20 protein-coding genes are annotated in these 21864 nt (G+C 67.2%); 9 read left to right on the top strand and 11 right to left on the bottom strand.

Annotated elements, in window-relative coordinates; genetic code table 11:
* Window positions 1–6 precede the first annotated feature (6 nt).
* The 3 genes from B3K53_RS03495 to tpiA form a co-directional block, all read right to left on the bottom strand.
* Window positions 7–1659 carry a CTP synthase gene (locus B3K53_RS03495; RefSeq protein ID WP_292082700.1) on the bottom strand — a complete coding sequence of 551 codons (1653 nt, stop codon included), beginning with the start codon at window positions 1657–1659 and terminating at the stop codon, window positions 7–9.
* A 121-nt stretch (window positions 1660–1780) separates the two neighbouring features.
* On the bottom strand, window positions 1781–2200 hold the full coding sequence (secG, locus tag B3K53_RS03490; RefSeq protein ID WP_313412851.1) for a preprotein translocase subunit SecG: 420 nt from the start codon (window positions 2198–2200) through the stop codon (window positions 1781–1783).
* 108 nt (window positions 2201–2308) lie between these two features.
* Window positions 2309–3058: a triose-phosphate isomerase gene (gene tpiA / locus B3K53_RS03485; protein ID WP_292082698.1), complete on the bottom strand. Its 750-nt coding sequence runs from the start codon at window positions 3056–3058 to the stop codon at window positions 2309–2311.
* 133 nt (window positions 3059–3191) lie between these two features.
* Here tpiA and B3K53_RS03480 point away from each other — a divergent pair, with 133 nt between their 5' ends.
* Complete coding sequence (locus B3K53_RS03480) at window positions 3192–5123, top strand: peptidylprolyl isomerase (RefSeq protein ID WP_292082697.1); 1932 nt, start codon at window positions 3192–3194, stop codon at window positions 5121–5123.
* On the top strand, window positions 5120–6661 hold the full coding sequence (trpE, locus tag B3K53_RS03475; RefSeq protein WP_292082696.1) for an anthranilate synthase component I: 1542 nt from the start codon (window positions 5120–5122) through the stop codon (window positions 6659–6661). Before B3K53_RS03480 ends, trpE begins: the two co-directional genes overlap by 4 nt.
* Here the strand turns inward: trpE and B3K53_RS03470 are convergent.
* Window positions 6658–6846, bottom strand: coding sequence for a hypothetical protein (locus B3K53_RS03470; protein ID WP_292082695.1), 189 nt, complete (start codon window positions 6844–6846; stop codon window positions 6658–6660). The two genes, trpE and B3K53_RS03470, sit on opposite strands and share 4 nt — an antisense overlap.
* A gap of 109 nt (window positions 6847–6955) precedes the next feature.
* On the opposite strand from B3K53_RS03470, the gene B3K53_RS03465 reads away from it, so the two are divergent.
* The 4 genes from B3K53_RS03465 (at window position 6956) to lexA (ending at window position 11197) form a co-directional block, all read left to right on the top strand.
* Window positions 6956–7546 carry an anthranilate synthase component II gene (locus tag B3K53_RS03465; protein WP_292082694.1) on the top strand — a complete coding sequence of 197 codons (591 nt, stop codon included), beginning with the start codon at window positions 6956–6958 and terminating at the stop codon, window positions 7544–7546.
* Window positions 7547–7550: 4 nt separating this feature from the next.
* Window positions 7551–8588, top strand: coding sequence for an anthranilate phosphoribosyltransferase (gene trpD, locus B3K53_RS03460; RefSeq protein ID WP_292082693.1), 1038 nt, complete (start codon window positions 7551–7553; stop codon window positions 8586–8588).
* A complete protein-coding gene (trpC, locus tag B3K53_RS03455; protein ID WP_292082691.1) occupies window positions 8585–9382 on the top strand; it encodes an indole-3-glycerol phosphate synthase TrpC in 798 nt (265 codons plus the stop codon). Before trpD ends, trpC begins: the two co-directional genes overlap by 4 nt.
* A 1122-nt stretch (window positions 9383–10504) precedes the next feature.
* Window positions 10505–11197, top strand: coding sequence for a transcriptional repressor LexA (gene lexA / locus B3K53_RS03450; RefSeq protein WP_292082690.1), 693 nt, complete (start codon window positions 10505–10507; stop codon window positions 11195–11197).
* On the opposite strand, the gene B3K53_RS03445 is transcribed toward lexA, so the two are convergent.
* A complete protein-coding gene (locus B3K53_RS03445) occupies window positions 11178–13232 on the bottom strand; it encodes a ComEC/Rec2 family competence protein (protein WP_292082689.1) in 2055 nt (684 codons plus the stop codon). The two genes, lexA and B3K53_RS03445, sit on opposite strands and share 20 nt — an antisense overlap.
* A gap of 118 nt (window positions 13233–13350) precedes the next feature.
* Here B3K53_RS03445 and gltX point away from each other — a divergent pair, with 118 nt between their 5' ends.
* The 3 genes from gltX (at window position 13351) to B3K53_RS03430 (ending at window position 16440) form a co-directional block, all read left to right on the top strand.
* Window positions 13351–14766 (top strand): glutamate--tRNA ligase, encoded by a 1416-nt coding sequence (gene gltX / locus B3K53_RS03440; RefSeq protein WP_292082688.1) that lies wholly within the window; start codon window positions 13351–13353, stop codon window positions 14764–14766.
* A gap of 65 nt (window positions 14767–14831) precedes the next feature.
* Window positions 14832–16133 carry a citrate synthase gene (gene gltA, locus B3K53_RS03435; protein ID WP_292082687.1) on the top strand — a complete coding sequence of 434 codons (1302 nt, stop codon included), beginning with the start codon at window positions 14832–14834 and terminating at the stop codon, window positions 16131–16133.
* A 133-nt stretch (window positions 16134–16266) separates the two neighbouring features.
* Entirely contained in the window at window positions 16267–16440 is a 174-nt protein-coding gene (locus B3K53_RS03430) for a hypothetical protein (RefSeq protein WP_292082686.1), read from the top strand.
* Between the two features lie 554 nt (window positions 16441–16994).
* On the opposite strand, the gene lpxB is transcribed toward B3K53_RS03430, so the two are convergent.
* From lpxB to B3K53_RS03400, 6 genes are read right to left on the bottom strand one after another with little or no spacing between them, the layout of a single operon-like run.
* On the bottom strand, window positions 16995–18161 hold the full coding sequence (gene lpxB / locus B3K53_RS03425; RefSeq protein ID WP_292082685.1) for a lipid-A-disaccharide synthase: 1167 nt from the start codon (window positions 18159–18161) through the stop codon (window positions 16995–16997).
* Entirely contained in the window at window positions 18158–19009 is an 852-nt protein-coding gene (gene lpxI / locus B3K53_RS03420) for a UDP-2,3-diacylglucosamine diphosphatase (protein WP_292082684.1), read from the bottom strand. The genes lpxB and lpxI overlap by 4 nt, the downstream gene beginning before the upstream one ends.
* Window positions 19006–19794, bottom strand: a complete 789-nt coding sequence (lpxA, locus tag B3K53_RS03415; protein WP_292082683.1) for an acyl-ACP--UDP-N-acetylglucosamine O-acyltransferase — start codon at window positions 19792–19794, stop codon at window positions 19006–19008. The genes lpxI and lpxA overlap by 4 nt, the downstream gene beginning before the upstream one ends.
* A complete protein-coding gene (gene fabZ / locus B3K53_RS03410) occupies window positions 19791–20255 on the bottom strand; it encodes a 3-hydroxyacyl-ACP dehydratase FabZ (RefSeq protein WP_025977361.1) in 465 nt (154 codons plus the stop codon). The genes lpxA and fabZ overlap by 4 nt, the downstream gene beginning before the upstream one ends.
* Window positions 20252–21271, bottom strand: a complete 1020-nt coding sequence (lpxD, locus tag B3K53_RS03405; protein WP_292082680.1) for a UDP-3-O-(3-hydroxymyristoyl)glucosamine N-acyltransferase — start codon at window positions 21269–21271, stop codon at window positions 20252–20254. The genes fabZ and lpxD overlap by 4 nt, the downstream gene beginning before the upstream one ends.
* Before the next feature lie 8 nt (window positions 21272–21279).
* Window positions 21280–21864, bottom strand: coding sequence for an OmpH family outer membrane protein (locus B3K53_RS03400; RefSeq protein WP_292082679.1), 585 nt, complete (start codon window positions 21862–21864; stop codon window positions 21280–21282).

Here is a 21864-nt window from a genome sequence, read left to right as displayed (position 1 = left end):
CTCGTCTTAGACGAGACGGCTCTGCACCACGGCCGCGCCGATGAAGCTGGCGAACAGCGGATGCGGCGCGAACGGGCGGCTCTTCAGCTCCGGGTGGTACTGAACGCCGATGAACCACGGGTGATCCGGGCGCTCGACCGTCTCAGGCAGGACGCCGTCAGGCGACAGGCCCGCGAAAACCAAGCCAGCCTTCTCCTCGATCGCTTCGCGATAGTTGATATTCACCTCGTAGCGGTGACGGTGGCGCTCGCTGATCTCGGTCGCGCCATAGATCTCTGCAATCTTTGAGCCCGACTTGAGGGTGGAGTCATAGGCGCCCAGACGCATGGTGCCGCCCAGGTCGCCGCCTTGCTGACGCAGGACGCGCTGGTTGCCTTGCGTCCACTCGGTCATCAGACCGACGACGGGTTCCTCCGCCGGACCGAACTCGGTGGAGGTCGCCTTGGGGAAGCCCGCCAGGTTTCGGGCGGCCTCGATCACCGCCATCTGCATGCCGAAGCAGATGCCGAAGTAAGGGATCTTGCGTTCACGGGCGAAGCGGGCCGCCTCGATCTTGCCCTCAGCCCCGCGCTCGCCGAAACCGCCGGGGACCAAGATGGCATGGGCGCTTTCCAGCCGCTGGGCGCAGGCTTGCGGATCGCCCTCGAAGGTGTCGGCCTCGACCCAGTCGATGTTGACCTTGACGTTGTTGGCCACGCCGCCGTGGTGCAGGGCCTCGATCAGGGACTTATAGGCGTCCTTCAGGACGGTATATTTGCCGACCACGGCGATGGTGACTTCGCCATCGGGGTGCAGGCGACGGCGCACGATCTCCTGCCAGCCGGTCAGGTCAGGCTGGGGCGCGTCGGTGATGCCGAAGTGGGCCAGGACTTCGCTGTCCAGACCTTCGTGGTGATAGTCCAGCGGCACGGCGTAGATGTCGGCCGAGTCCATCGCCTGGATCACGCCGCTCTCGCGCACGTTGCAGAACTGACCGATCTTGCGCTTTTCCTCCGCCGGGATCGGCTGCTCGCAGCGGCACAGCAGGATGTCCGGCTGGATGCCGATGGAGCGCAGCTCCTTGACCGAATGCTGCGTCGGCTTGGTCTTCATCTCGCCGGCCGTCTTGATGAAGGGCAGCAGGGTCAGATGGACGAAGCAGGACTGGCCGCGCGGCAGGTCCTGTCCCAGCTGGCGGATAGCCTCGAAGAACGGCAAGCCCTCGATATCGCCGACCGTGCCGCCGATCTCCACCAGGACGAAGTCCACGTCCGCGCCGTCGTCGGTCTTGGCCGGGCTGAGGCAGAACTGCTTGATCTGGTCGGTGACGTGCGGAATCACCTGGACGGTCGCGCCCAGATAGTCGCCGCGACGCTCCTTCTCCAGGATGGTCGAATAGATGCGGCCGGTCGTGACGTTGTCGGACTTTGCGGCCGAAACGCCGGTGAACCGCTCATAGTGGCCCAGATCAAGGTCGGTCTCGGCGCCGTCGTCGGTCACGAAGACCTCGCCGTGCTGATAGGGGCTCATCGTCCCCGGATCGACGTTCAGATAGGGGTCCAGCTTGCGCAGGCGGACCTTGTAACCTCGCGCCTGCAAAAGAGCGCCGAGAGCGGCGGAGGCGAGGCCTTTTCCTAGCGAGGAAACCACGCCGCCGGTGATGAACACATAGCGAGCCATGGGCGGACACCTTACTCCATGATTCGCGGCGGGAGCATGGCCCGACGCAAAACAACTGTTGAACATAATAAGAAAGCGCGCCCTGCGGCGCGCTTTCGGGGATTTCGTATCTGTAGGCGGCTTACTGAGCCGGTGCTGGCGCCGGGGCCGGGGCCGGGGCCGAAGCTGCCGGGAGGCTGGCTTCCAGATCGTCCAGCGACGGGGCGGCGGGCGCCGCCGGGGTCGGCGCTGCGGGTTCGGCCGGAGCCGTCTGCTGCTCATTGCCCACGGCGATGGCGCCGACAGCATCGGCGTCGATCACCGAGCGCGAGCCGCGGGCGAAATTGCCGGCGATGGTCAGGCTGATGGCGCAGACGAAGAAGGCGATGGCCAGGATCGAAGTCGCCCGCGTCAGCAGGTTGCCCGCGCCGCGCGCGGTCATGAAGCCCGACGGGCCTCCGCCCATGCCCAGGGCGCCGCCCTCGGAGCGTTGCAGCAGGATCACGGCCGTCAGGGCGACCGAGATCAGGATCATGGCGACGAGCAAAATGGTCTGGAGCATGGTGTCAATCATGTGGGCGCGCAGATGCGCCGATCAAGCGGCGGCGTCTAACACCGATGCGGGACCGGGGCAAACACCGAACGAAACAGGGCGAAGAAATCGCGACGCTTACGCCGCGCGAATGATGCCCAGGAAGTCCCCGGCCTTCAGCGAAGCGCCGCCGACCAGAGCGCCGCCGACTTCGGCCACGTCCAGAATTTCCGCCGCGTTCGACGGCTTGACCGAACCGCCGTACAGGATCGGAGCGACCCGACCGCCCTCGCCCAGCCTGGCGACCATGGCGGCGCGCACGGCGGCGTGCACTTCCTCGATCTGCTCTAGCGTCGGCGTCAGGCCGGTGCCGATGGCCCACACCGGCTCATAGGCCACGGCGAACGCCTTGCCTGAGAGGCTGACCGGCAGAGAGCCCGCGACCTGACGGCTGACGACTTCGACCGCCTGCCCGGCTTCGCGCTCCGCCAGCGTCTCACCGATGCAGATGATGGGCTCCAGACCGGCGGTCAGCGCGGCTTCCACCTTGGCGGCGACATCAGCGTCGGTCTCGCCAAATCCGGCGCGACGTTCGGAGTGACCGAGAATCACCAGAGAGGCTCCAGCATCGACCAGCATGTCGGCCGACACCGAACCAGTGAACGCGCCCGACGCCTCGGCATGGCAGTCCTGGCCGCCCAGTTCGACGGACGTACCAGTCAGAACGCGCCCCATCCGCTCGATCAGCGTCGCGGGCGGGCACAGGGCCACGCGACAGGCCGCAGCCTGCTCCTGCAAGGCTTTCGCCAGAGCCTCAGCCTCACCCAGGCTCGCGCCCAGACCGTTCATTTTCCAGTTGCCGGCGACCAGCTTCACAGATTGTTTCATGGCCGCCTCTTTAGGCGCCGTTGTCGCGGAAGCCAAGATGTTGCGGTCCGTCCGCTTGCGGCGCCCTAGGGACTGCCCCTATACGCCAACGTGGCGCCCCTTTGACGCCGGCCCTCGTCAGGTTTCTGTCTCGATGATCACGCTGTTCCGCAACTTCGCCAAATCGAAATGGGCTGCGGGCCTGTTCGCCCTGCTTATCCTGAGCTTCCTGATCGTGGGCGCCCAGTCGGACGTCTTCTCGAGCTTCGGACCAAAGCACGTCATCGACGCCGGCGACCGCAGCGTCGGCGCCCAGCAGTTCCGCGGCGACTTCGAGCGCGTCCGCGCCAACTTGCAGGAGCAGGCCGGTCGCCCCGTATCGTTCGACGACATGGTCAAGGAGAACATCCACACCCAGTACCTGGAAAGCCAAACCCAGCGCATGGGCTTCCTGGCCTGGGCCTGGAACGCCGGCATCCGCCCCGGCAAGGAACTGGTGCTGAAGGAAATCCGCCGGATTCCGGCCTTCTTCAACCAGGTTTCGGGCCAGTTCGATCAGGACCGTTACGAGCAGGCTCTGGCCGCGCAAGGCATGACCTCGGAGATGCTGGAGCAGGACCTGCGCGACCAGTATGTCGCCAGCCAGTTCGGTGCGGGCGTCTTCGCCGGCGCGCGCGTGCCGCGCATCTATGGCGCCCTGCTCGCCGGTCAGGCGCTGGAAACGCGCGATGGGCGCTGGTTCACTGTGACCCAGGCGATGGCCGGGGCCGCTGGCGCGCCGACCGACGCACAACTGACCGCCTTCCTCAATGAGAACGCCGCCCAGCTGCGCCGTCCCGAATTCCGCATGATCTCGATCGTGCTGTTCAATCCCGGCCCCAACAGCCAGGCAGCGCCGATCACCGAAGAGCGCATTCGCGAGCGTTTCGAGTTCCGCAAGGCCGCACTGTCGAACGCAGAAAAGCGCACCTTCGTGACGCTGACCGTCCCGAACAAGGCCGCCGCCGACCGCGTCGCCGCCGACCTGCGCGCCGGCAAGACCCCGGCCGAGGTCGCCGCCGCCAACAAGATCGAGGTCAGCACCTATAACGACACGCCGCAGAGCGCCCTGGGCGACCCCGCCGTCGGCGCCGCCGTCTTCGCCCTGCCGGCCAACCAGGTCTCCAACCCGATCCAGGGCCGCCTGGGCTTCACCGTCGCCAAGGTGACCGGCGTCACCGCCGGCGCGCCCGCCACGCTGGAAAGCGTCCGCAACGCCCTGGTTCAGGAGCTGCGCGCCGAAGACGTGAAGGGCGAGACCTACGCCAAGGTCGAGAAGTACGAAAAGGCCCGCCAGGAAGGCAAGAACCTGGCCGACGCCGCCCAATCGGTCGGCGCCCGTCTGGTGCAGCTGCCGCCCTTCACCGCTGACGGCCGCCTGCCCGACGGTCAGCCGCTGAACGCGCCGCGTCAGATCTTCGAGTCCGCCTACGCCCTGTCCAAGGGCGGCGAGAGCGACATCATCGACGCCGGCGAAGGGCAGTATTTCGCCGTCCGCGTTGACGACATCCGTCCAGCTTCGCTGCCGACCCTGGCCGAAGTTCGCGCCCCGCTGGCCCAGCAATGGACCCTGCGCGAAAACGCGCGCCGTCTGTCGGCCAAGGCTGAGGAGCTGGCCGGCCGCATTCGCGGCGGCGAGGACATCGCCAAGGTCGCCGCTTCGGCCGGCGCCCAGCTGGCTACGCGCACCGCCGTCCAACAGAGCCAGGCCAGCCAGACCGAACTGGGCGAAGGCGTCCTGCGCGGCCTGTTCGGCCAGGGCAAGGGCCAGGTCTTCACCGGCGCAGCGTCGCAGAACAGCTTCGTGGTCGGTCATGTCGACGCCATTCACGCCGCGGTTCCCGCCCTAGCCGCGCCCCTGGTCGAGCAGGTTCGCCCGCGCCTGACCCAGGCTCTGGCCAACGCCATGGTCGAACAGAGCTTCACCGCGGCCGCCGCGCGCGTGAAGGCCAAGAACGACCCGGCCGCCGCCATCGCGGCCCTGGGCATCGAAGCCCCTGCCGCAACCGCTCCGGCGGCTCCAGCCCCCGCGCCCGCCAAGAAATGAGCGCAGGCGTTGGACACGAAGCTGAACGCGCCGCGTTTGTCTCTGGCCTGAAATCAGGCCGCCCCCAGGTCGTCGTTCGCCGCTTGATCGACGACCTGGAAACGCCCGTCTCGGCCTTCCTCAAGGTCGGTCACGGACGGCCCTACGCCAGCCTGCTGGAATCGGTCGAAGGCGGCGCGGTCAACGGCCGCTATTCGATCGTCACCCTGGCCCCCGACGTCGTCTGGCGCTGCCGTGACGGTCAGGCCGAGATGGCGCGCGGCGAAGCCGTTCTGGCCGACCGGTTCACGCCCGAGGACCGCCCAGCGCTGGAGTCGCTGCGCGCCCTGATCGCCGCCACCCGGTTCGACCTGCCCGACGACCTGCCGCCCATGGCCGCCGGCCTGTTCGGCGTCTTCGGCTACGACATGGTGCGGCTGCTGGAGCCGCTCGGGCCGGCGAACCCCGACCCGTTGAACCTGCCCGACGCCGTCATGGCGCGCCCGTCGCTGGTCGCCATCTTCGACTCGGTGAAGCATGAGATCGTCCTGATCGCCGCCGCTTACCCCGACAGTGCGGCTGATCCCGACACGGCCTTCAGCGCCGCCCTCGCCCGCCTCGACGACTTCGAGGATCGCCTTCGCGGCCCCCTGCCGATCCAGCGCGAGGCCGCGCCGGTTCCTGCCCCAGAATTCCGCTCGCCCGTCGATGCCGCCGGCTTCGACGCCATGGTCGCCAGGGCCAAGGACTACATCGCCGCCGGCGACATCTTCCAGGTCGTGCTGGCGCACCGCTTCTCCGCACCATGGAACCAGGACCCGTTCGCCTTCTATCGGTCCCTGCGTCGCGGCAACCCGTCGCCCTATCTCTTCTTCCTCGACTACGTCGATTTCCAGTTGGCTGGCTCCAGCCCGGAAATCCTGGTCCGGTTGAAGGACGGTCGCGTCACCATCCGTCCGCTCGCTGGCACCCGCCCGCGCGGCGCCACGCCGGAACTGGACAAGGCGCTGGAAGCCGAGCTTCTGGCCGATCCCAAGGAACGCGCCGAACATCTGATGCTGCTCGATCTGGGCCGCAACGATGTGGGCCGCGTCTCATCGCCCGGCTCGGTCGAGGTGACGGAAAGCTTCGTCGTCGAACGCTACAGCCAGGTCATGCACATCGTCTCCAACGTGCACGGCGCCGCTGATCCCAGGCTGGACGCGGTGGATACCCTGCTGGCCGCCCTGCCCGCCGGCACCCTGTCCGGCGCACCCAAGGTTCGCGCTATGGAGATCATCGACGAGTTGGAAACCGAGAAGCGCGGCGTCGGCTATGGCGGCGGCGTGGGCTATATCTCGGCCAATGGCGAGGCGGACATCTGCATCGTCCTGCGCACCGCCATGTTCGCCGACAACAAGATCTTAGTTCAAGCCGGCGCCGGCGTCGTCGCCGACAGCGACCCGGCGGCCGAATACGCCGAAACCCTGGCCAAGGCCCGCGCCCCGATGAAGGCGGCCGAGGACGCGTGGCGATTCACCGCGACGACTCGCGGCCAGGGCGCGAACGGCTCAGTCTAAGGATTGGAAACCGTGGAACCCTGGTCGAACGACACGCCGGGGCCCACGACCATGGTCCCCGCCAGCAGCACCGCCGCCGTCGCGGCGAAGGCGGCCGCCGCCAGCAGGCGTAGCGGCTTGGGTTGCTCTATGACCGGTTCGTTCAACAGGTCGCGGGCGTCGCGGATGGCTTCTAAGCGGGTCAAGACGGATTTCTTCCGATGGCGATGCTCCTGTATCGCGCGGACAGCTTAACGTCCGCTTTCAGTCCGCCTTCGCTTGGCGCGTCGTCACTCCCGTCCTAAGAACCCTGCCATGATCCTCGTCGTCGATAACTACGACAGCTTTACCTACAATCTCGTCCACTACCTCGCGGAGTTGGGCGCCCAGACGCACGTCGTCCGCAACGACGACCTGACGGTGGACGAAGCCTGGGCCCTGAAGCCCGAGGCCGTGCTGCTCTCGCCCGGGCCCTGCGCCCCCGATCAGGCCGGCATCTGCCTGCCCCTGATCACGACCGCGCCGCTGGACATGCCCATCTTTGGCGTCTGCCTGGGCCATCAGGCCATCGGGCAAGCCTTTGGCGGCGACGTCATCCGCGCCAAGACCCTGATGCACGGCAAGACCTCGCCGATCGAGCATGAGGGCCGCAGCGTCTTCGCCGGCCTGCCCTCGCCCTTCACCGCCACCCGCTATCACTCGCTGGCCGTGCGTCGCGAAACCCTCCCGGATGCGCTGGAAGTCACCGCCTGGACCGCCGACGGCGAGATCATGGGTCTGGCCCATCGCACCCGGCCCATCCACGGCGTCCAGTTCCACCCGGAATCCATCGCCACCGAGCATGGCCACGACATGATCGCCAACTTCCTTGACCTGGCGGGCGTCAAGCGGCTGGCCACGGTCTAGACCGATGGATGGTTTCAAGCCTCTGCTGGGCAAGCTGGTGGACGGGCGTGTCCTGACATCGGATGAAGCCCACGCCTTCTTCTCGGCCTGCCTGCGCGGCGAACCGACCCCGTCGCAGGTCGCCGCCGCCATCACGGCCCTGCGCATCCGCGGCGAGACGGTGGACGAAATCGTCGCCTTCGCCACCGCCATGCGCGACGCCGCCCTGTCGTTGGATCACGCCTTCGACGAGGTGATCGACACTTGCGGCACCGGCGGCGACGGCCAGCACACCTATAACGTCTCGACAGCCGCCGCCTTCGTCCTGGCGGGCGCCGGGCTCAAGGTCGCCAAGCACGGCAACCGCGCCATCAGCTCCAAATCCGGCTCCTCCGACGTCCTGGCCGCGCTCGGCGTCAACCTCGACGCCACCGTACCGCAGCAAGCCCGCGCCCTGCATCAGGCCGGCATCGCCTTCCTGTTCGCCCCCACCTATCACGGGGCCATGCGCCACGTCGGGCCGGTGCGCGCCGAGATCGGTTTCCGTACGGTTTTCAATCTTCTGGGCCCGCTTTGTAATCCTGCGCACGCGAACCGTCAGGTCATGGGCGTCTATGATCCCGCCCTGCTGGAGCCTTTGGCCGAGGTGCTGGGCCGCCTCGGCGCCCGCCGCGCCTGGACCGTCCACGGTCAGGGTCTGGACGAACTGACCACCACGGGGCCGACCGAGGTGGCCGAGTGGAAGGACGGCGCCGTCCGCCGCTTCACCGTCACCCCCGCCGACGCCGGCTTGCCGCTGGCGATGCTGGACGACCTGCGCGGCGGCGACGCCGAGCACAATGCAGCGGCGCTGACGGCCTTGCTGGCGGGCGAACGCGGCCCCTACCGCGACATCGTCGTACTGAACGCCGCCGCCGCCCTGGTCGTGGCCGACCGCGCCGGCGAACTGCGCGAAGGCGCCGAACAGGCCGCCGCCGTCATCGACGACGGCCGCGCGGCCCGCGCGCTGGAAACCCTGGTGCGCGTCACCAACACCCCTATCCACCCTGACGAGGCCGCATGACCGACGTTCTGGCGAAGATCGCCGCCTACAAGCGCGACGACGTGGCCGCCCGCAAGGCCGCTGCCTCTCAGGATGCCATCGAGGCTCTCGCCGCCCAGGCCTCGGCCCCGCGCGGCTTCCGCGCCGCTCTGGAACGGGTCGCCGAAGAAACCGGCCGCCCAGCCCTGATCGCCGAGATCAAGAAGGCCAGCCCGTCCAAGGGCCTGATCCGCGCCGACTTCGACCCGCCCGCGCTGGCCAAGGCCTATGAGCGCGGCGGCGCCACCTGCCTGTCTGTCCTGACCGACGGCCCCAGCTTCCAGGGCGACGACGCCTTCCTGGCCGCCGCCCGCGACGCGGTCGCCCCGCCCTGCCTGCGCAAGGACTTCCTGGTCGATCCCTGGCAGGTGGCCGAGAGCCGCGCCCTGGGCGCCGACTGCATCCTCATCATCCTGGCCATGGTCGATGACGCCCTGGCCGCCGACCTGCTGGCCGAGGCCGAGCGCTTCGGCATGGACGCCCTGATCGAGACCCACGACGAGGCCGAAATGGCCCGCGCCTGCAAGCTGGGCGGTGATCTGGTCGGCATCAACAACCGCAGCCTTCGCACGTTCGAGGTCGACCTCGACGCCACCGAGCGCCTGTCGATGCTGAGCCCCGTGAAAGCCCTGCTGGTGGCCGAAAGCGGCATCTTCACCCCCGACGACGTCCAGCGCGTCGCCGACGCCCACGCCCAGGCCATCCTCGTCGGCGAAAGCCTGATGCGTCAGGACGATGTGGAAGCGGCGACGAAGGCTCTGCTGTCGCTGAGTTAACGTCGGATATCGGCCCAGCAGGAAATGTCAGCTTCCGACCCGTCGCGGACGTTGGCGGGGTGCAGCTCTTACCACCTGCGCTCATGGATAAGCACGATTGTCTCAAACAGCTTTCCGTCTGGGTATCTATCAAACTGGCTCGACAGGCGCTGATCGACAGGTGATCCGCCATCGATGCTAACCGTCACTGTAAATCGGCACTCGGGGATGCCGTAATATGATCCACAGGAGACGTCTCGAACGCCAATGAGGGACACGTTGTCGTTTGGACGCTGCTGAAAGCGTGCGGTCCGCTCCGAGTAGCTGGACCAATGCGTCTGAACATATGCGACGACTTCCTCGTTGGTCGGAGCGACTAGCGCTGACGAAATGGGCGCGCTGTGACCCGTCATTCCCGTACAAGCCGCGATCAAACAGCCTGATAACGCGACAGGCGCGTGCGTTCGCACATGACGTCCAACCGGATTGATCATGGGCATCACGGGGTCTCCTGTCTTTCGGATATAAATGTGGAACATCCGCTTCCCATTTTTAGCTGACATCGACGGCGACCGCTTTTCGGCCTGGAGGCCAATGTCCGCTCTGGGCTCCGGTGCCCAGGACCGTAATCGGACCATTGCGGAACTTGACGATAGACTACTTTCAATGTCCCGTTTGTAGGTGCCCAAAACTACACCCCACCATCACCCGATCGTTCGCTGGCTAGACCGAGAGTTCGATCATGAGTTTTACCGTGTGGGAAACTGGCTCGTCCTCATAGTCTCAGTGGGGTTGGTGCCAATGCTGCTTTTCGGAGCTACAGCAGCCACGGTCGCCATTAGTGTGATCTGGGGAGCGCCCTGGTGCTTGCTCTTCGGCTGGAGAGGATATTTTTGGATCCAGCGGTTCGAAGCTCGTGAGCGACGACGGCGCGAGAGACAGAGGCGCAGGCGTCTCAGACACGTCAATGAGGCTGATGAGGGAGCCTCATGAGTCAGTGTTGCAGCTTTCCACCCTTAGCTGACATCCAGAGAAACCGCTTTGAGCGGCAGCGCCCCCTCAACGCGGCCGAGTTGACATTCGGCAAGAACACTTACAGAACATCGACAACGGTTCACGCCTTGTTCTGGAAGCCTTGCGCCCATGCTCACCAAGAAGCAGCACGAACTCCTGATGTTCATTCATGAACGGATTCAGGAAACGGGCGTCTCGCCCTCCTTCGACGAGATGAAGGAGGCGCTGGATCTGGCGTCCAAGTCGGGCATCCACCGCCTGATCACGGCACTGGAGGAGCGCGGCTTCATCCGCCGTCTGGCCCACCGCGCCCGCGCGCTGGAAGTCGTCAAGCTGCCGGAACAGGCCACGGCCGGCGCGCCGCGCGGCCATGCGGGCTTCAAGCCCGGCGTGATCGAGGGCGGCGGCCGTCCCCGCGCCGCTGAGCCGGCTAACGACACCCGCGAACTGGCCCTGATGGGCAAGATCGCCGCCGGCACCCCCATCGACGCCATCGAGCATGAGACCGCCCGCTATCCGGTGCCGGAAGCCATGCTGGGTGCGGGCGAACACTATCTGCTGGAAATCGAGGGCGACTCGATGATCGAGGCGGGCATCCTCAACGGCGACATGGTCATCATCAAATCGACCGCCGACGCCTCGTCCGGCGAGATCGTGGTGGCCCTGGTCGAGGGCGAACAGGCCACGCTGAAGCGCCTGCGCAAGAAGGGCGCCTCCATTGCGCTTGAGCCCGCCAACCGCAACTACGAGACCAAGATCTACGGTTCGGATCAGGTCGCGGTTCAGGGCAAGCTGGTCGGCCTTATCCGCCGCTATCACTGAAGTCGGGATCGGCCTGACGCGTCCAGGGCCTCTGCCCCCGCACGTCAGCCGCCCACACCGCCTGCCACCCCGCCCCGGCGCGCCACAGCTCGACCGAGCCTCCGCGCGCATAGTCCACGCCGTCCAGCACCAGCCGGTCCGCGCATGACGAAGGCAGCGATGGTAGTTCGGCGCGACTGCTGATGACCGAGGCAGACCGGCACAGAACGTCCAGTTGCTCCGCCGTCGGCGCCTTCTTGCCCCACCACAGGGCGACCGGCCCGGCCTCAGGCGCTTCTAGCGCGCAGAACGACCGCTTGCAGATCCAGCCCGCCTCTGGTCTCGGGGTCAGTTCCAACCCGCGCCGCCGCGACCACAGGTCGGCCGCGAACTGACGCACGCCGGGGCGCACCACGACCGCGGCCTCGGCCTGCCGCCAGGCCGCATTGGTCCCACCGTCGCCGATCCACAGATCAGGCGCCGCCGGTCGCGGCCAGATCAGCACCGCCGCCGCCAGCGGCAGACCCAGCCAGCGCAACCGCCCCCGCCACAGACAGATGAACAGGATGCCCAGGAAGGCGACCGGCAGAGCCGCCGCCGGAGCGCTGGCGATGGTCCGAACCGCCCCCGGCAGGCCCGCCGTCCAGTGGCCGATGGCCAGCATCAGATCGACGCCCTTGCCCGCCAGCCACAGGAAGGGCGCGCCCAGCCCCAGCGGCTCCAGCGCCGCGCCCAGCGCCAGCGCCGGCATCAGGATGAAGTCCGCGACCGGCGCCGTGCCCAGGTTGGCGATCAGGCCATAGACGGCGGTGCGGTTGAAATGCTGCATGGCGAACGGCCCGGTCGCCATGCCCGCGACCAGACTGGCGGTGCAGGCGATCAGCAGCCAACTGCCCAGCCTCTGCGCCGCCACGATGGGCCAGGGCGCGGAGATCTCCTTGATCCGGCGCGGCCAGACCTCGGACAGCGCTACCAGAGCCGCTGTCGCCGCAAACGACATCTGGAACCCTGGCGTGACGATGGCCTCGGGTTGCAGCAACAGAACCGTGAAAGCCGCCACCGCCAGGGCGTGCATGGTCACCGCCTGACGATCCAGCAGGATGGCGACAAAGGCGATGGATGCCGTGATCGCCGCCCGCTCGGCGGGCGGCGGCGCGCCCGACACCACCAGATAGGTCCCGACCGCGATCAGCCCCGCGACCGCCGCGACCTTCTTGCCCGACACCCTGAGCGCCAGCCACGGCCAAAGCGCGACGCCCAGCCGCACGGCGAAGAAGACAAAACCGCCGACGATGGCCATGTGCAAGCCCGAGATCGACAGGATATGCGCCAGCCCGGAATCGCGCATGGCGTCCAGATCCTCGCGCCCGATCCAGGTCTCGTGTCCCGTGGTCATGGCGGCGGCGATTCCGCCCGTCCGCTCGCCCAGCCGCGCCACGATCCGCTGCGCCAGGGCATAGCGGGCAGCATTGATCTTCATCGCCATCCGCACCCGCCATGGCGGCTCTGGCAGAGCGGTCGGCCGCGTCTGGCCCAGAGCGAACAGCGTCCCGCCCATGCCCTGGAAGAAAGCATTGCGGCCGAAGTCATAGGCCCCCGGACTGGCCGGCGCCGGCGGCGGATTCAGAATGCCGTAAAGCCGCACCGCCGTCCCCGGCGCCGGCGGCTCGTCCCGCACCGTCGCCCGCAACCGAACCGGCGTCGCCTCGGGCGCCAATCCCCTGATCCGCACCGGCGCCACGACGATTCGCGCGCCGCGCTCGCCGGGGCTGTCGACATCCATGACCCAGGCCTCGACCATGGTCGGTTCGGCCAAGGTCGGCGCGATCGGCCCGCTGACCGCCTCGGTCCTGAGTTTGGCGACCGCCGCCCCGCCGCACAGGCAAGCCAGCATCAAGAGCAGCAGGGTCCAGCGCGGCGCCAGCCCCACCCGCCGCCCTGCCAGCCAGACCCCGCCTGTCAGCCCCGCCGCCAGCATCAGCGGCCATCCCGCCGGCTCGATCTTCAACGCGAAATAGATCGCACACCCGCCGCCAAAGAAGACCGGCGCCCACAATCGCCACCGATCCGTCTGCGCCGCGACCTCGACGCGCCCCCCGTCAAGAACCCTTAAGGCAAGGCTTCGCTTTGGCGCGCGCGGGCGTATAAGGGCCTCCGCAACGGACCCTTCCTGAATGACCTCCCCTTCCTCGACTATCGTCACCCGCTTCGCCCCCTCGCCCACAGGCTACCTGCATATCGGCGGGGCGAGAACCGCGTTATTCAACTGGCTGTACGCCAGGAGCCGGGGCGGGAAATTCCTGATCCGCGTCGAAGACACGGACCGCGAGCGTTCGACCGACGACGCCGTCAAGGCCATCTTCGACGGCCTGTCCTGGCTGGAGCTGTTCGGCGACGAAGAGCCGGTCTTCCAGTTCGCCCGCGCCGACCGCCACCGCGAGGTCGCCGAGCAGTTGCTGGCCTCGGGCCATGCCTATCGCGACTTCCTGACCGCCGACGAAACCAACGCCCTGCGCGACGCCGCCAAGGCCGAGGGCCGCGACTTCGTCTCGCCCTGGCGCGACCGCGAGCCGACCGTCGACGATCTGGCCAAGCCCTCCACCATCCGCTTCCGCCGCCCGCTGGACCAGGCCGTCGTGGTTGATGACGCAGTGCAAGGCAGTGTGCGCTGGGAATCCTCGTCGCTGGACGATCTGGTCATCGTTCGCTCGGACGGCGCCCCGACCTACAACCTGGCCGTGGTGGTGGACGACCACGACATGGGCGTGACCCACGTCATTCGCGGCGACGACCACTTGAACAACGCCGCCCGCCAGAGCCTGATCTATGACGCTCTGGGCTGGACCCGTCCGACCTTCGCCCACATCCCGCTGATCCACGGTCCCGACGGCGCCAAGCTGTCCAAGCGCCACGGCGCCCAGGCGGTTCATGAATACGCCGAGATGGGCTACCTGCCCGAGGCCATGCGCAACTATCTGGCGCGTCTGGGCTGGGCTCACGGTGACCACGAACTGTTCAGCGACGAACAGGCCATCGCGTGGTTCGACCTTCCGGGCATCGGCAAGGCCCCCGCCCGCCTCGACTTCGACAAGCTGGCCCACGTCAACGCCCACTGGATCCGCTTGGCCGAGGACGACCGTCTGGCCAAGCTGACCCTGGACGCCCATCTGGCCGCCGGCCGCGCCCTGCAGCCCGATGATGAGGCCCGCCTGCTGCGCGCCATGCCCTTCGTCAAGGACCGCGCCAAGACCGTCGTGGAACTGGTCGCCCAGACCGAGTTCGTGCTGAAGCAGCGTCCGCTCGCCCTCGATGAGAAAACCCGTGGTTTGCTAAGCGGCGAAGGCGGCGAGCGAATTTCACGACTCCGTGAACGGCTCCGTCTTTTCCAGAGCTGGGACGTTTTCGCCCTCGAAGCCGAACTTAAGGTCTTTGCTGAGGAAGAGGGCGTAGGCTTCGGAAAAATAGGCCCTTCCATGCGCGGCGCTTTGACTGGCGGCTCGGTGTCGCCCGACATCGCGCGGATTCTTGCAGCCCTGGGACGCGACGAAGGTCTGGGGCGCTTGGATGATGCGCTGCAACAGACTAAGTGAACACCCATAACCACGCAGGCCGACGCCTCCCCGCGCCCGGTCGAAGGAAAACAAAAGGGGCCTAGATGACTGAACAAGCGAAACCCGCCGGCACGGCGACCTTCACCTACGGCGACAAGAACGTCGAACTTCCCGTCCTCGCGGGCTCGACCGGACCGGACGTCATCGACATCCGCAAGCTGTACGGCGCGACCGGCGCCTTCACCTTCGACCCGGGCTTCACCTCCACGGCCTCGTGCGAATCGGCTCTGACCTACATCGACGGCGACGCCGGCGTGCTGCTGCACCGCGGCTATCCCATCGACCAGCTGGCCGAGAAGTCGAACTTCATTGAAGTCTGCCACCTGCTGCTGCACGGCGAACTGCCGACCGCCGCCCAGTACGAGAAGTTCGAGCAGAGCGTCACGCGGCACACCATGCTGCACGCCCAGTTCGACCGCTTCTTCGAAGGCTTCCGCCGCGACGCCCACCCCATGTCGATCATGGTCGGCACTGTCGGCGCCCTGTCGGCCTTCTATCACGACAGCCTGGACATCCATGATCCGGTGCAGCGCGACATCTCGGCCATCCGCCTGATCGCCAAGATGCCGACCATCGCCGCCCGCGCCTACAAGTACCACATCGGCCAGCCCTTCATCTCGCCGCGCAACGACCTGTCGTACGCCGAGAACTTCCTGCGCATGTGCTTCGCCGTTCCGGCCGAGGATTATGTGGTCGATCCGGCCCTGGTCCGCGCCATGGACCGCATCTTCACCCTGCACGCCGACCACGAGCAAAACGCCTCGACCTCGACCGTCCGTCTGGCCGGTTCGTCGGGCGCCAACCCGTTCGCCTGTATCGCCGCCGGCATCGCCTGCCTGTGGGGCCCGTCGCACGGCGGCGCTAACGAAGAAGCGCTGAACATGCTCAAGGAAATCGGTACGCCGGACCGCATTCCTGAGTTCATCCAGGGCGTTAAGGACCGCAAGTACAAGCTGATGGGCTTCGGCCACCGCGTGTACAAGAACTACGATCCGCGCGCCAAGGTCATGCAGCAGTCGGCCTATGAAGTGCTGGCGGCTACCGGCCGTGAAAACGATCCGCTGTTCCAGGTCGCCAAGGAACTGGAACGCGTCGCCCTGTCGGACGAATACTTCACCTCGCGCAAGCTGTTCCCGAACGTCGATTTCTATTCGGGCATCACCCTGTCGGCGATGGGCTTCCCGACCACCATGTTCACCGTCCTGTTCGCCCTGGCGCGCACCGTGGGCTGGATCTCGCAGTGGCAAGAAATGATGTCGGATCCGACCCAGAAGATCGGTCGCCCGCGTCAGCTCTACACCGGCCCGACGCAACGCAACTACGTGCCGATCGAACAGCGCGGCTAAGGCCGTGTCAGGTCGAGAAGGCTGCGCCTTCTGACCACGGCCAAATAAAAACGAAGAACGCCGGGGCGAAAGCTCCGGCGTTTTTTGTTCACCCCACGCCGCCGAAACGGCTCCGCCATGCTAGGGAATCAACATGAGCGACCACAAAGACGACGCCCCCGCCGCCGAGACCCCCGCCCAGAAGGCGCTGCGCCTGAAACAGGCCGCCCTGAAAGCGCGCTCCGGCCCGCCCCAGAAGGGCGGCCTGCAGCGCGACAAGTCGATCACGGTAAAGTCCGGCACGAACAAGCCCTGGATGACGCGCTAAGCGGCCGTCTTGGGAGTCCGCTCAGGGTGGAAAGCGGTCTTTCGCCCTAGCGGCCGGGGAAGGACGCTAGGAGGGATGGTTCGTGCGCTCAATCCTCGCGAAAGCGCAACGTGAATTCAACGCGCGATCCCGCGCGGGAATTTCCTCTCAGGCGGGCTTCTGGCTTGGAAGCAGAGGCCAACGCGATCGCACCGAAGCCTTTGCCTTCTGGACGCTCGCTGACGATGCGACAGTCCGCTAGCTTCGATCATCACCGACGGCACAGTTCAGAGTGACGGCGCCATCACGTTCGGTTGGGGTGAAGCTCCTGCCATAGACCGGCGTGCCATCGGCCGCAGTGCCGACGAGTTGCCCGCTAGATGCGCAGCCGCTGACGGCCAGGGCACATCCTAGCGCCGCAATCAACGATCGAACCTTCATGCGCGCCTCCGCTTTGCCGGGAGGCTAGATCAGGGGATAGCGGAGCTCAACCGCGGACGTCGGGAATGTCCACAACGGGTCGAACGCGGACGCGCTTTGAGCCACCACACACACCGACGTTACAGTCTGCACCTTCAGCCCTTTCGAGCCGCAATCACCCGCAGGACGGCGTCAGCCGCCAGTTCCGACGGGTCGTGTCCGCCCCGCCCCATCAGGTCCAGCGCGGCCGTCTGACGCGCAGCCTGATCAGCCGCCGCCTGCGGGTCGGCTAACAGCCGCCCGACCGCCTCGGTCAACTTCTCGGGAGTGGCGTCGTTCTGGATGAACTCGGGCGCGATGCGCTCGTCGGCGGCGATGTTGAACAGGGTGATGTGTTTGGCCGTCACCAGCTTCTTCATCAGCAGATAGGACAGGCCGTCGATCTTGTAGGCGATGACCATGGGCGCACCGGCCAGGGCCAGTTCGGTGGAGACCGTGCCGCTGGTGGCCAGGGCGACATTGGCCGCCTTCATCGCATCATACTTTTCGGCTTCGGGCGCCAGATGGGCGCGGAAGGGCCAGGCGGCGACACGACCCGCGACATCAGCGGCGACGGTGCCGGCGGCGACCACGGCGATCTCCAGCGACGGGTTCGCCGCCTTCAGGCGCTTCACCGTCGCCTCGAAGACGGGCGTCATCCGCGTGATCTCGCTGGGTCGGCTGCCCGGCAGGACCAGCAGCAAGGGCGCATCGGCGGCGATTCCACGGGCGGCGCGGAAACGGGCGCCGTCGGCGCCAGCCATGTCGACATGCAGGGCCTGTGACCCCACGACCGTCGTCGGCAGACCCTCGCGCTCGAACCAGGGCGCGTCAAAGCTGTAGAGCGACAGCAGATGATCGACGCTGGCGGCCAGGGTCTTGGCCCGACCCGGACGCGAGGCCCAGACCTGTGGTCCGACATACTTGATCAGCGGCACGCCGGGCAGCACCTCGCGCAGAGCCTTGGCCACGCGGATAGTGAAGCCCCAGCTGTCGATCAGGACGACCGCGTCGGGCCGCTCGGCCTTGGCCAGTTCGATCGTGTCCGCCACCCGGCGCTTGACTAGACCGTAGGCCTTCAGTCCCTCGATCCAGCCCAGGATGGACAGTTCAGCGATGTCGAACGGGCTGGCGACGCCCTCGGCCGCCATCTTCGGCCCGCCGACGCCAACGAAGGTGACATCCGATCCCAGGCGCGTCTTCAGCGCTTGCGCCAGACCTGCGCCCAGGGCGTCGCCGGACGCCTCAGCGGCCACCAGCATGATCTTCAGCGGACGGCTCATCTTTCCACGCCCCAGACGAACAGGCCCAGCCGATCCGCCGCCTCGACCAGGGCTTCATGGTCGATGATGATCAACCGCCCGGCGAACCCGCCGATGCCGGCCAGCCCGGCGGCGGCCGCCAGCTCGACCGTGCGCGGCCCGATGACCGGCATATCCACCCGCAGGTCCTGGATCGGCTTGGGCGCCTTGCCCAGCGCCCCCTTCAGCGCGCCGGGCGCGCCACGCAGGTCGGCGGGAAGACCCGCGACGCGGCGCAGCATCTCGTCCGTGCCCTCCTGCGCCTCGACCGCGAGAACCAGACCGTCGCAGACGACCGCGCCCTGACCGATATCCAGTTCACCTGATTTTTCAGCGACGTGCAGCGCCTTCCTCAGGTCCTGCAGTTGCTCCCCTGTCGGCGTAACCGCGCCCAAGGCGCCCGGTGCCAAGGCCTCGCCGCCCAGAATGTCGTCGGCGCCCTCGACCGCATATCCCTCGGCCTCGAACACCGACAGGATCTTGCGCAACAGGGCGTCGTCGCCCTTGGCGGCCGCCGCCACGATGCCAGGCAGCAGGGTCGCCCCCTTGAAATCCGGCTTCAGCGTCTTGAAATCAGGCCGGTTCACATAGCCCGCGAAACAGACGGCCTCACAACCCTCGGCCTTCATCGCCTTCAGGATACGGCCGATCTCGGCCATGCCGAACTCTACGCCCGGCCAGCGCACCAGATGCTCGTCGGCGAAGCCCGCCAGACGGATGATGAAGACCGCCCGCCCCTCGGCTTCGCACCGCGTCGCAATACGGATAGGCAGATCACCGGAACCCGCGATCAGGGCCAGCTTGGGCGCCCCAGATTCCGGGCTTGTCATTCCGCGTCCGGCAGGCAGAGCGGCCGCTTGGCGCCGTCGCGGATGAAGGCGACGATCTCCATGATCTCGGGCAGGTCGGCATAGGTCGTTTCGACCCGGTCCAGACGCTCGGCGAAGACGCCCTCGCCCTCGAACAGGTCGCGATAGGCGGCCAGCAGGCGACGCACGGCGTCCTTGCCGTAACCCTTGCGCTTCAGCCCGATCAGGTTGAGGCCGTGCAGGCTGGCGTGGTTGCCCCAGGCCGAGCCATAGGGGATGACGTCGCGCGTCACGGCGGCCAGACCGCCGACGATGGCGCCCTGCCCCACCCGGCCGTTCTGGTGCACGGCGCACAGGCCGCCCAGGAAGACCTTGTCGCCGACCTGGGCGTGGCCGCCCAGGGTGGCGTTGTTGGCCATGACGACATTGTCGCCAACGACGCAGTCGTGGCCGACGTGGGCGCCGGTCATGAACAGGCCGTTCGAGCCGACGCGCGTCACGCCCGTCCCCTGCGGCGTGCCGCGATTGAAGGTGGCGTGCTCGCGGATGACGTTATCGGAGCCGATCTCCAGCCGCACTGGCTCGCCCTTGTAGCCGTTGTGCTGAGGATCGCCGCCGATGACGGCGAAGGGATGGATGACCGTCCGCGCGCCGACACTGGTGTCCTGCTGAACCACCACATGGCTGACCAGCTTGACACCCTCGGCCAGGGTCACACCCGGGCCAACGACGCACCAGGGGCCGATCACGACCCCGTCGGCGATCTGGGCCGAGGCGTCGATGACGGCGGTCGGGTGGATGGTCACTGGGCGGGCTCCGCCACGGTGACGACCATGGCCATGAACTCGGCCTCGGCGGCCAACTTGCCGTCGATGAAGGTCTCGCCGCGGAACTTGTAGGCGTCGCCGCGCGCGCGGATCACCTTGACCTCCATGCGCAACTGGTCGCCCGGACGGGCGGGCTTGCGGAAGCGCACGCCGTCGATCGACATGAACATGATGACCTTGTCGGCCACGGCCACATCCAGCGACTTGGACATCAGCAGGGCGCCGGTCTGGGCCATGGCCTCGACGATCAGGACGCCGGGCATGACCGGGTCGATCGGGAAGTGGCCCGGAAAGAAGGGTTCGTTGTGCGTGACGTTCTTGATGCCGACGATCGAGGTCGCCGCCACGAAATCCTCGGCCTTGTCGACCAGCAGGAAGGGATAGCGGTGCGGCAGGCGACGCATCACCTCGGCGTAGTCGATCTTGTTGTCTTCGCTCATTCTTTCGATTCCTTCGCGCCCTTCTTCTGGGACGCCTGTTTGGACAGCCACACCGTCTCGCGCAAGAACTGGCGCAGCGGCTTGGCGGGATAGCCGGACCAGATCTCTCCCGGCGGAATATCGGCCAGGACGCCGCCGCCGGCCGCGACGCGCGCGCCTTCGCCGATGGAGATGTGGTCGCCCACGCCCGCCCGGCCGCCGAAGATGCAGTTGTCGCCGGTCGTGACCGAGCCTGAGATGCCCGTGTGTGCGGCCATCAGATTATTGCGCCCGATGACGCAGTTGTGGCCGATCATGACCAGATTATCGATCTTGGTGTTCTCGCCGATGACGGTGTCGTCATAGGCGCCCCGGTCGATGCAGGAGTTGGCGCCGACCGTCACCCCGTCCTGCAGGATGACCCGGCCCAACTGCGGAATGTCCACCGGACCGGCCTTCGACCCTGCGGCGCCGAAGCCCGATTCGCCGATCCGCGCGCCGGCCAACAGCTTCACCCGGTCGCCCAGCAGAGCGAAACCAATGGTCACGCCCGGGCTGATCAAGCAGTCGCGGCCGATCTGGACGCCCGGCCCGACGACGGTGTTGGCGCCGATACGCGTGCCGCGCCCGATGCGGACCCCCTCGCCCAGCACCACGCCCGGCTCGATCACCACGGAGTCGTCCTCGGCGGCCTCGGCGGCGGTGATGGCCCGGTCTAGGCGGATCGGTCGGTGCAGCACGGCCGAAGCCCGCGCCCAGCTCGCCTGCGCCTCGTCCGAGACGATGACGGCGGCGCCGGCGGGCGCCAGCTCGACCGCCGATGCCGGCACGATCACGCAGCCGGCTTTCGTTTCAGCCAAGGCGGCCGCGAACTTGCGGTCACCCAGAAACGCAATCGCGCCCCGGTCCGCTGTGGACAGGGGCGCAACGGCCGAGATGACGACTTCGCCGCCCCGGATGACCTCCCCGCCGATGTGCTCGGCGAGGACAGCGACCGTCAGGGGCGACAGGGTCTGAAAGAACCTCGGATCGGGCATGGCCCGTCTTACGACTGCGGCTGCGCCGGAACCGGCATACGGTTGAAGCTGACCGTCGGCAGAGCCGTGTTCAGGCGCTGGATGACCAGCGGCGTCACGTCCATGGCCGGGTTCATGATGAAGACGCTTTCGCGGTCAACCAGGATGCCGCAACCCTTTTCTTGATAGACGGCGACCAGGATCGGCTCGATGGCTTCCGAGATCTTCTTGCGCTGTTCGGCCAGGGTGTAGCGCAGTTCGTTGTCGCGGGTCTGCTCCAGTTGCTGGGCTTCCTGAGCACGCTGCTGCAGGGCCTGACGACGCTGGTTCAGTTGGTCGGCCGGGATGGTGGTCGCGCCCTGCTGCAGGGCCTGATACTCGGTTTGCAACTGCGTGGCGTAAGGGGTGATCTCACCCTGAACTTCCTGCGCCAGTTGCTCCATGCGGGCCTGAACGGCTTGGCCGACGGTCGACTGGGCCAGGGCCTGCTGGTTGAAATAGACGCAGACGCCCGGGATCACCGGGCCGGGGTTGGCCGGACTTTGCGACTGGGCCAGGGCCGACGAGGCGGCCAGCGAAGCGACGGCGAAAGCGCTGATAGCGAACAGTTTCAT

This window comes from Brevundimonas sp. UBA7506, assembly GCF_002479495.1.
Classification (GTDB): Bacteria; Pseudomonadota; Alphaproteobacteria; order Caulobacterales; family Caulobacteraceae; genus Brevundimonas.
This window is presented reverse-complemented; position numbering and strand designations above follow the sequence as displayed.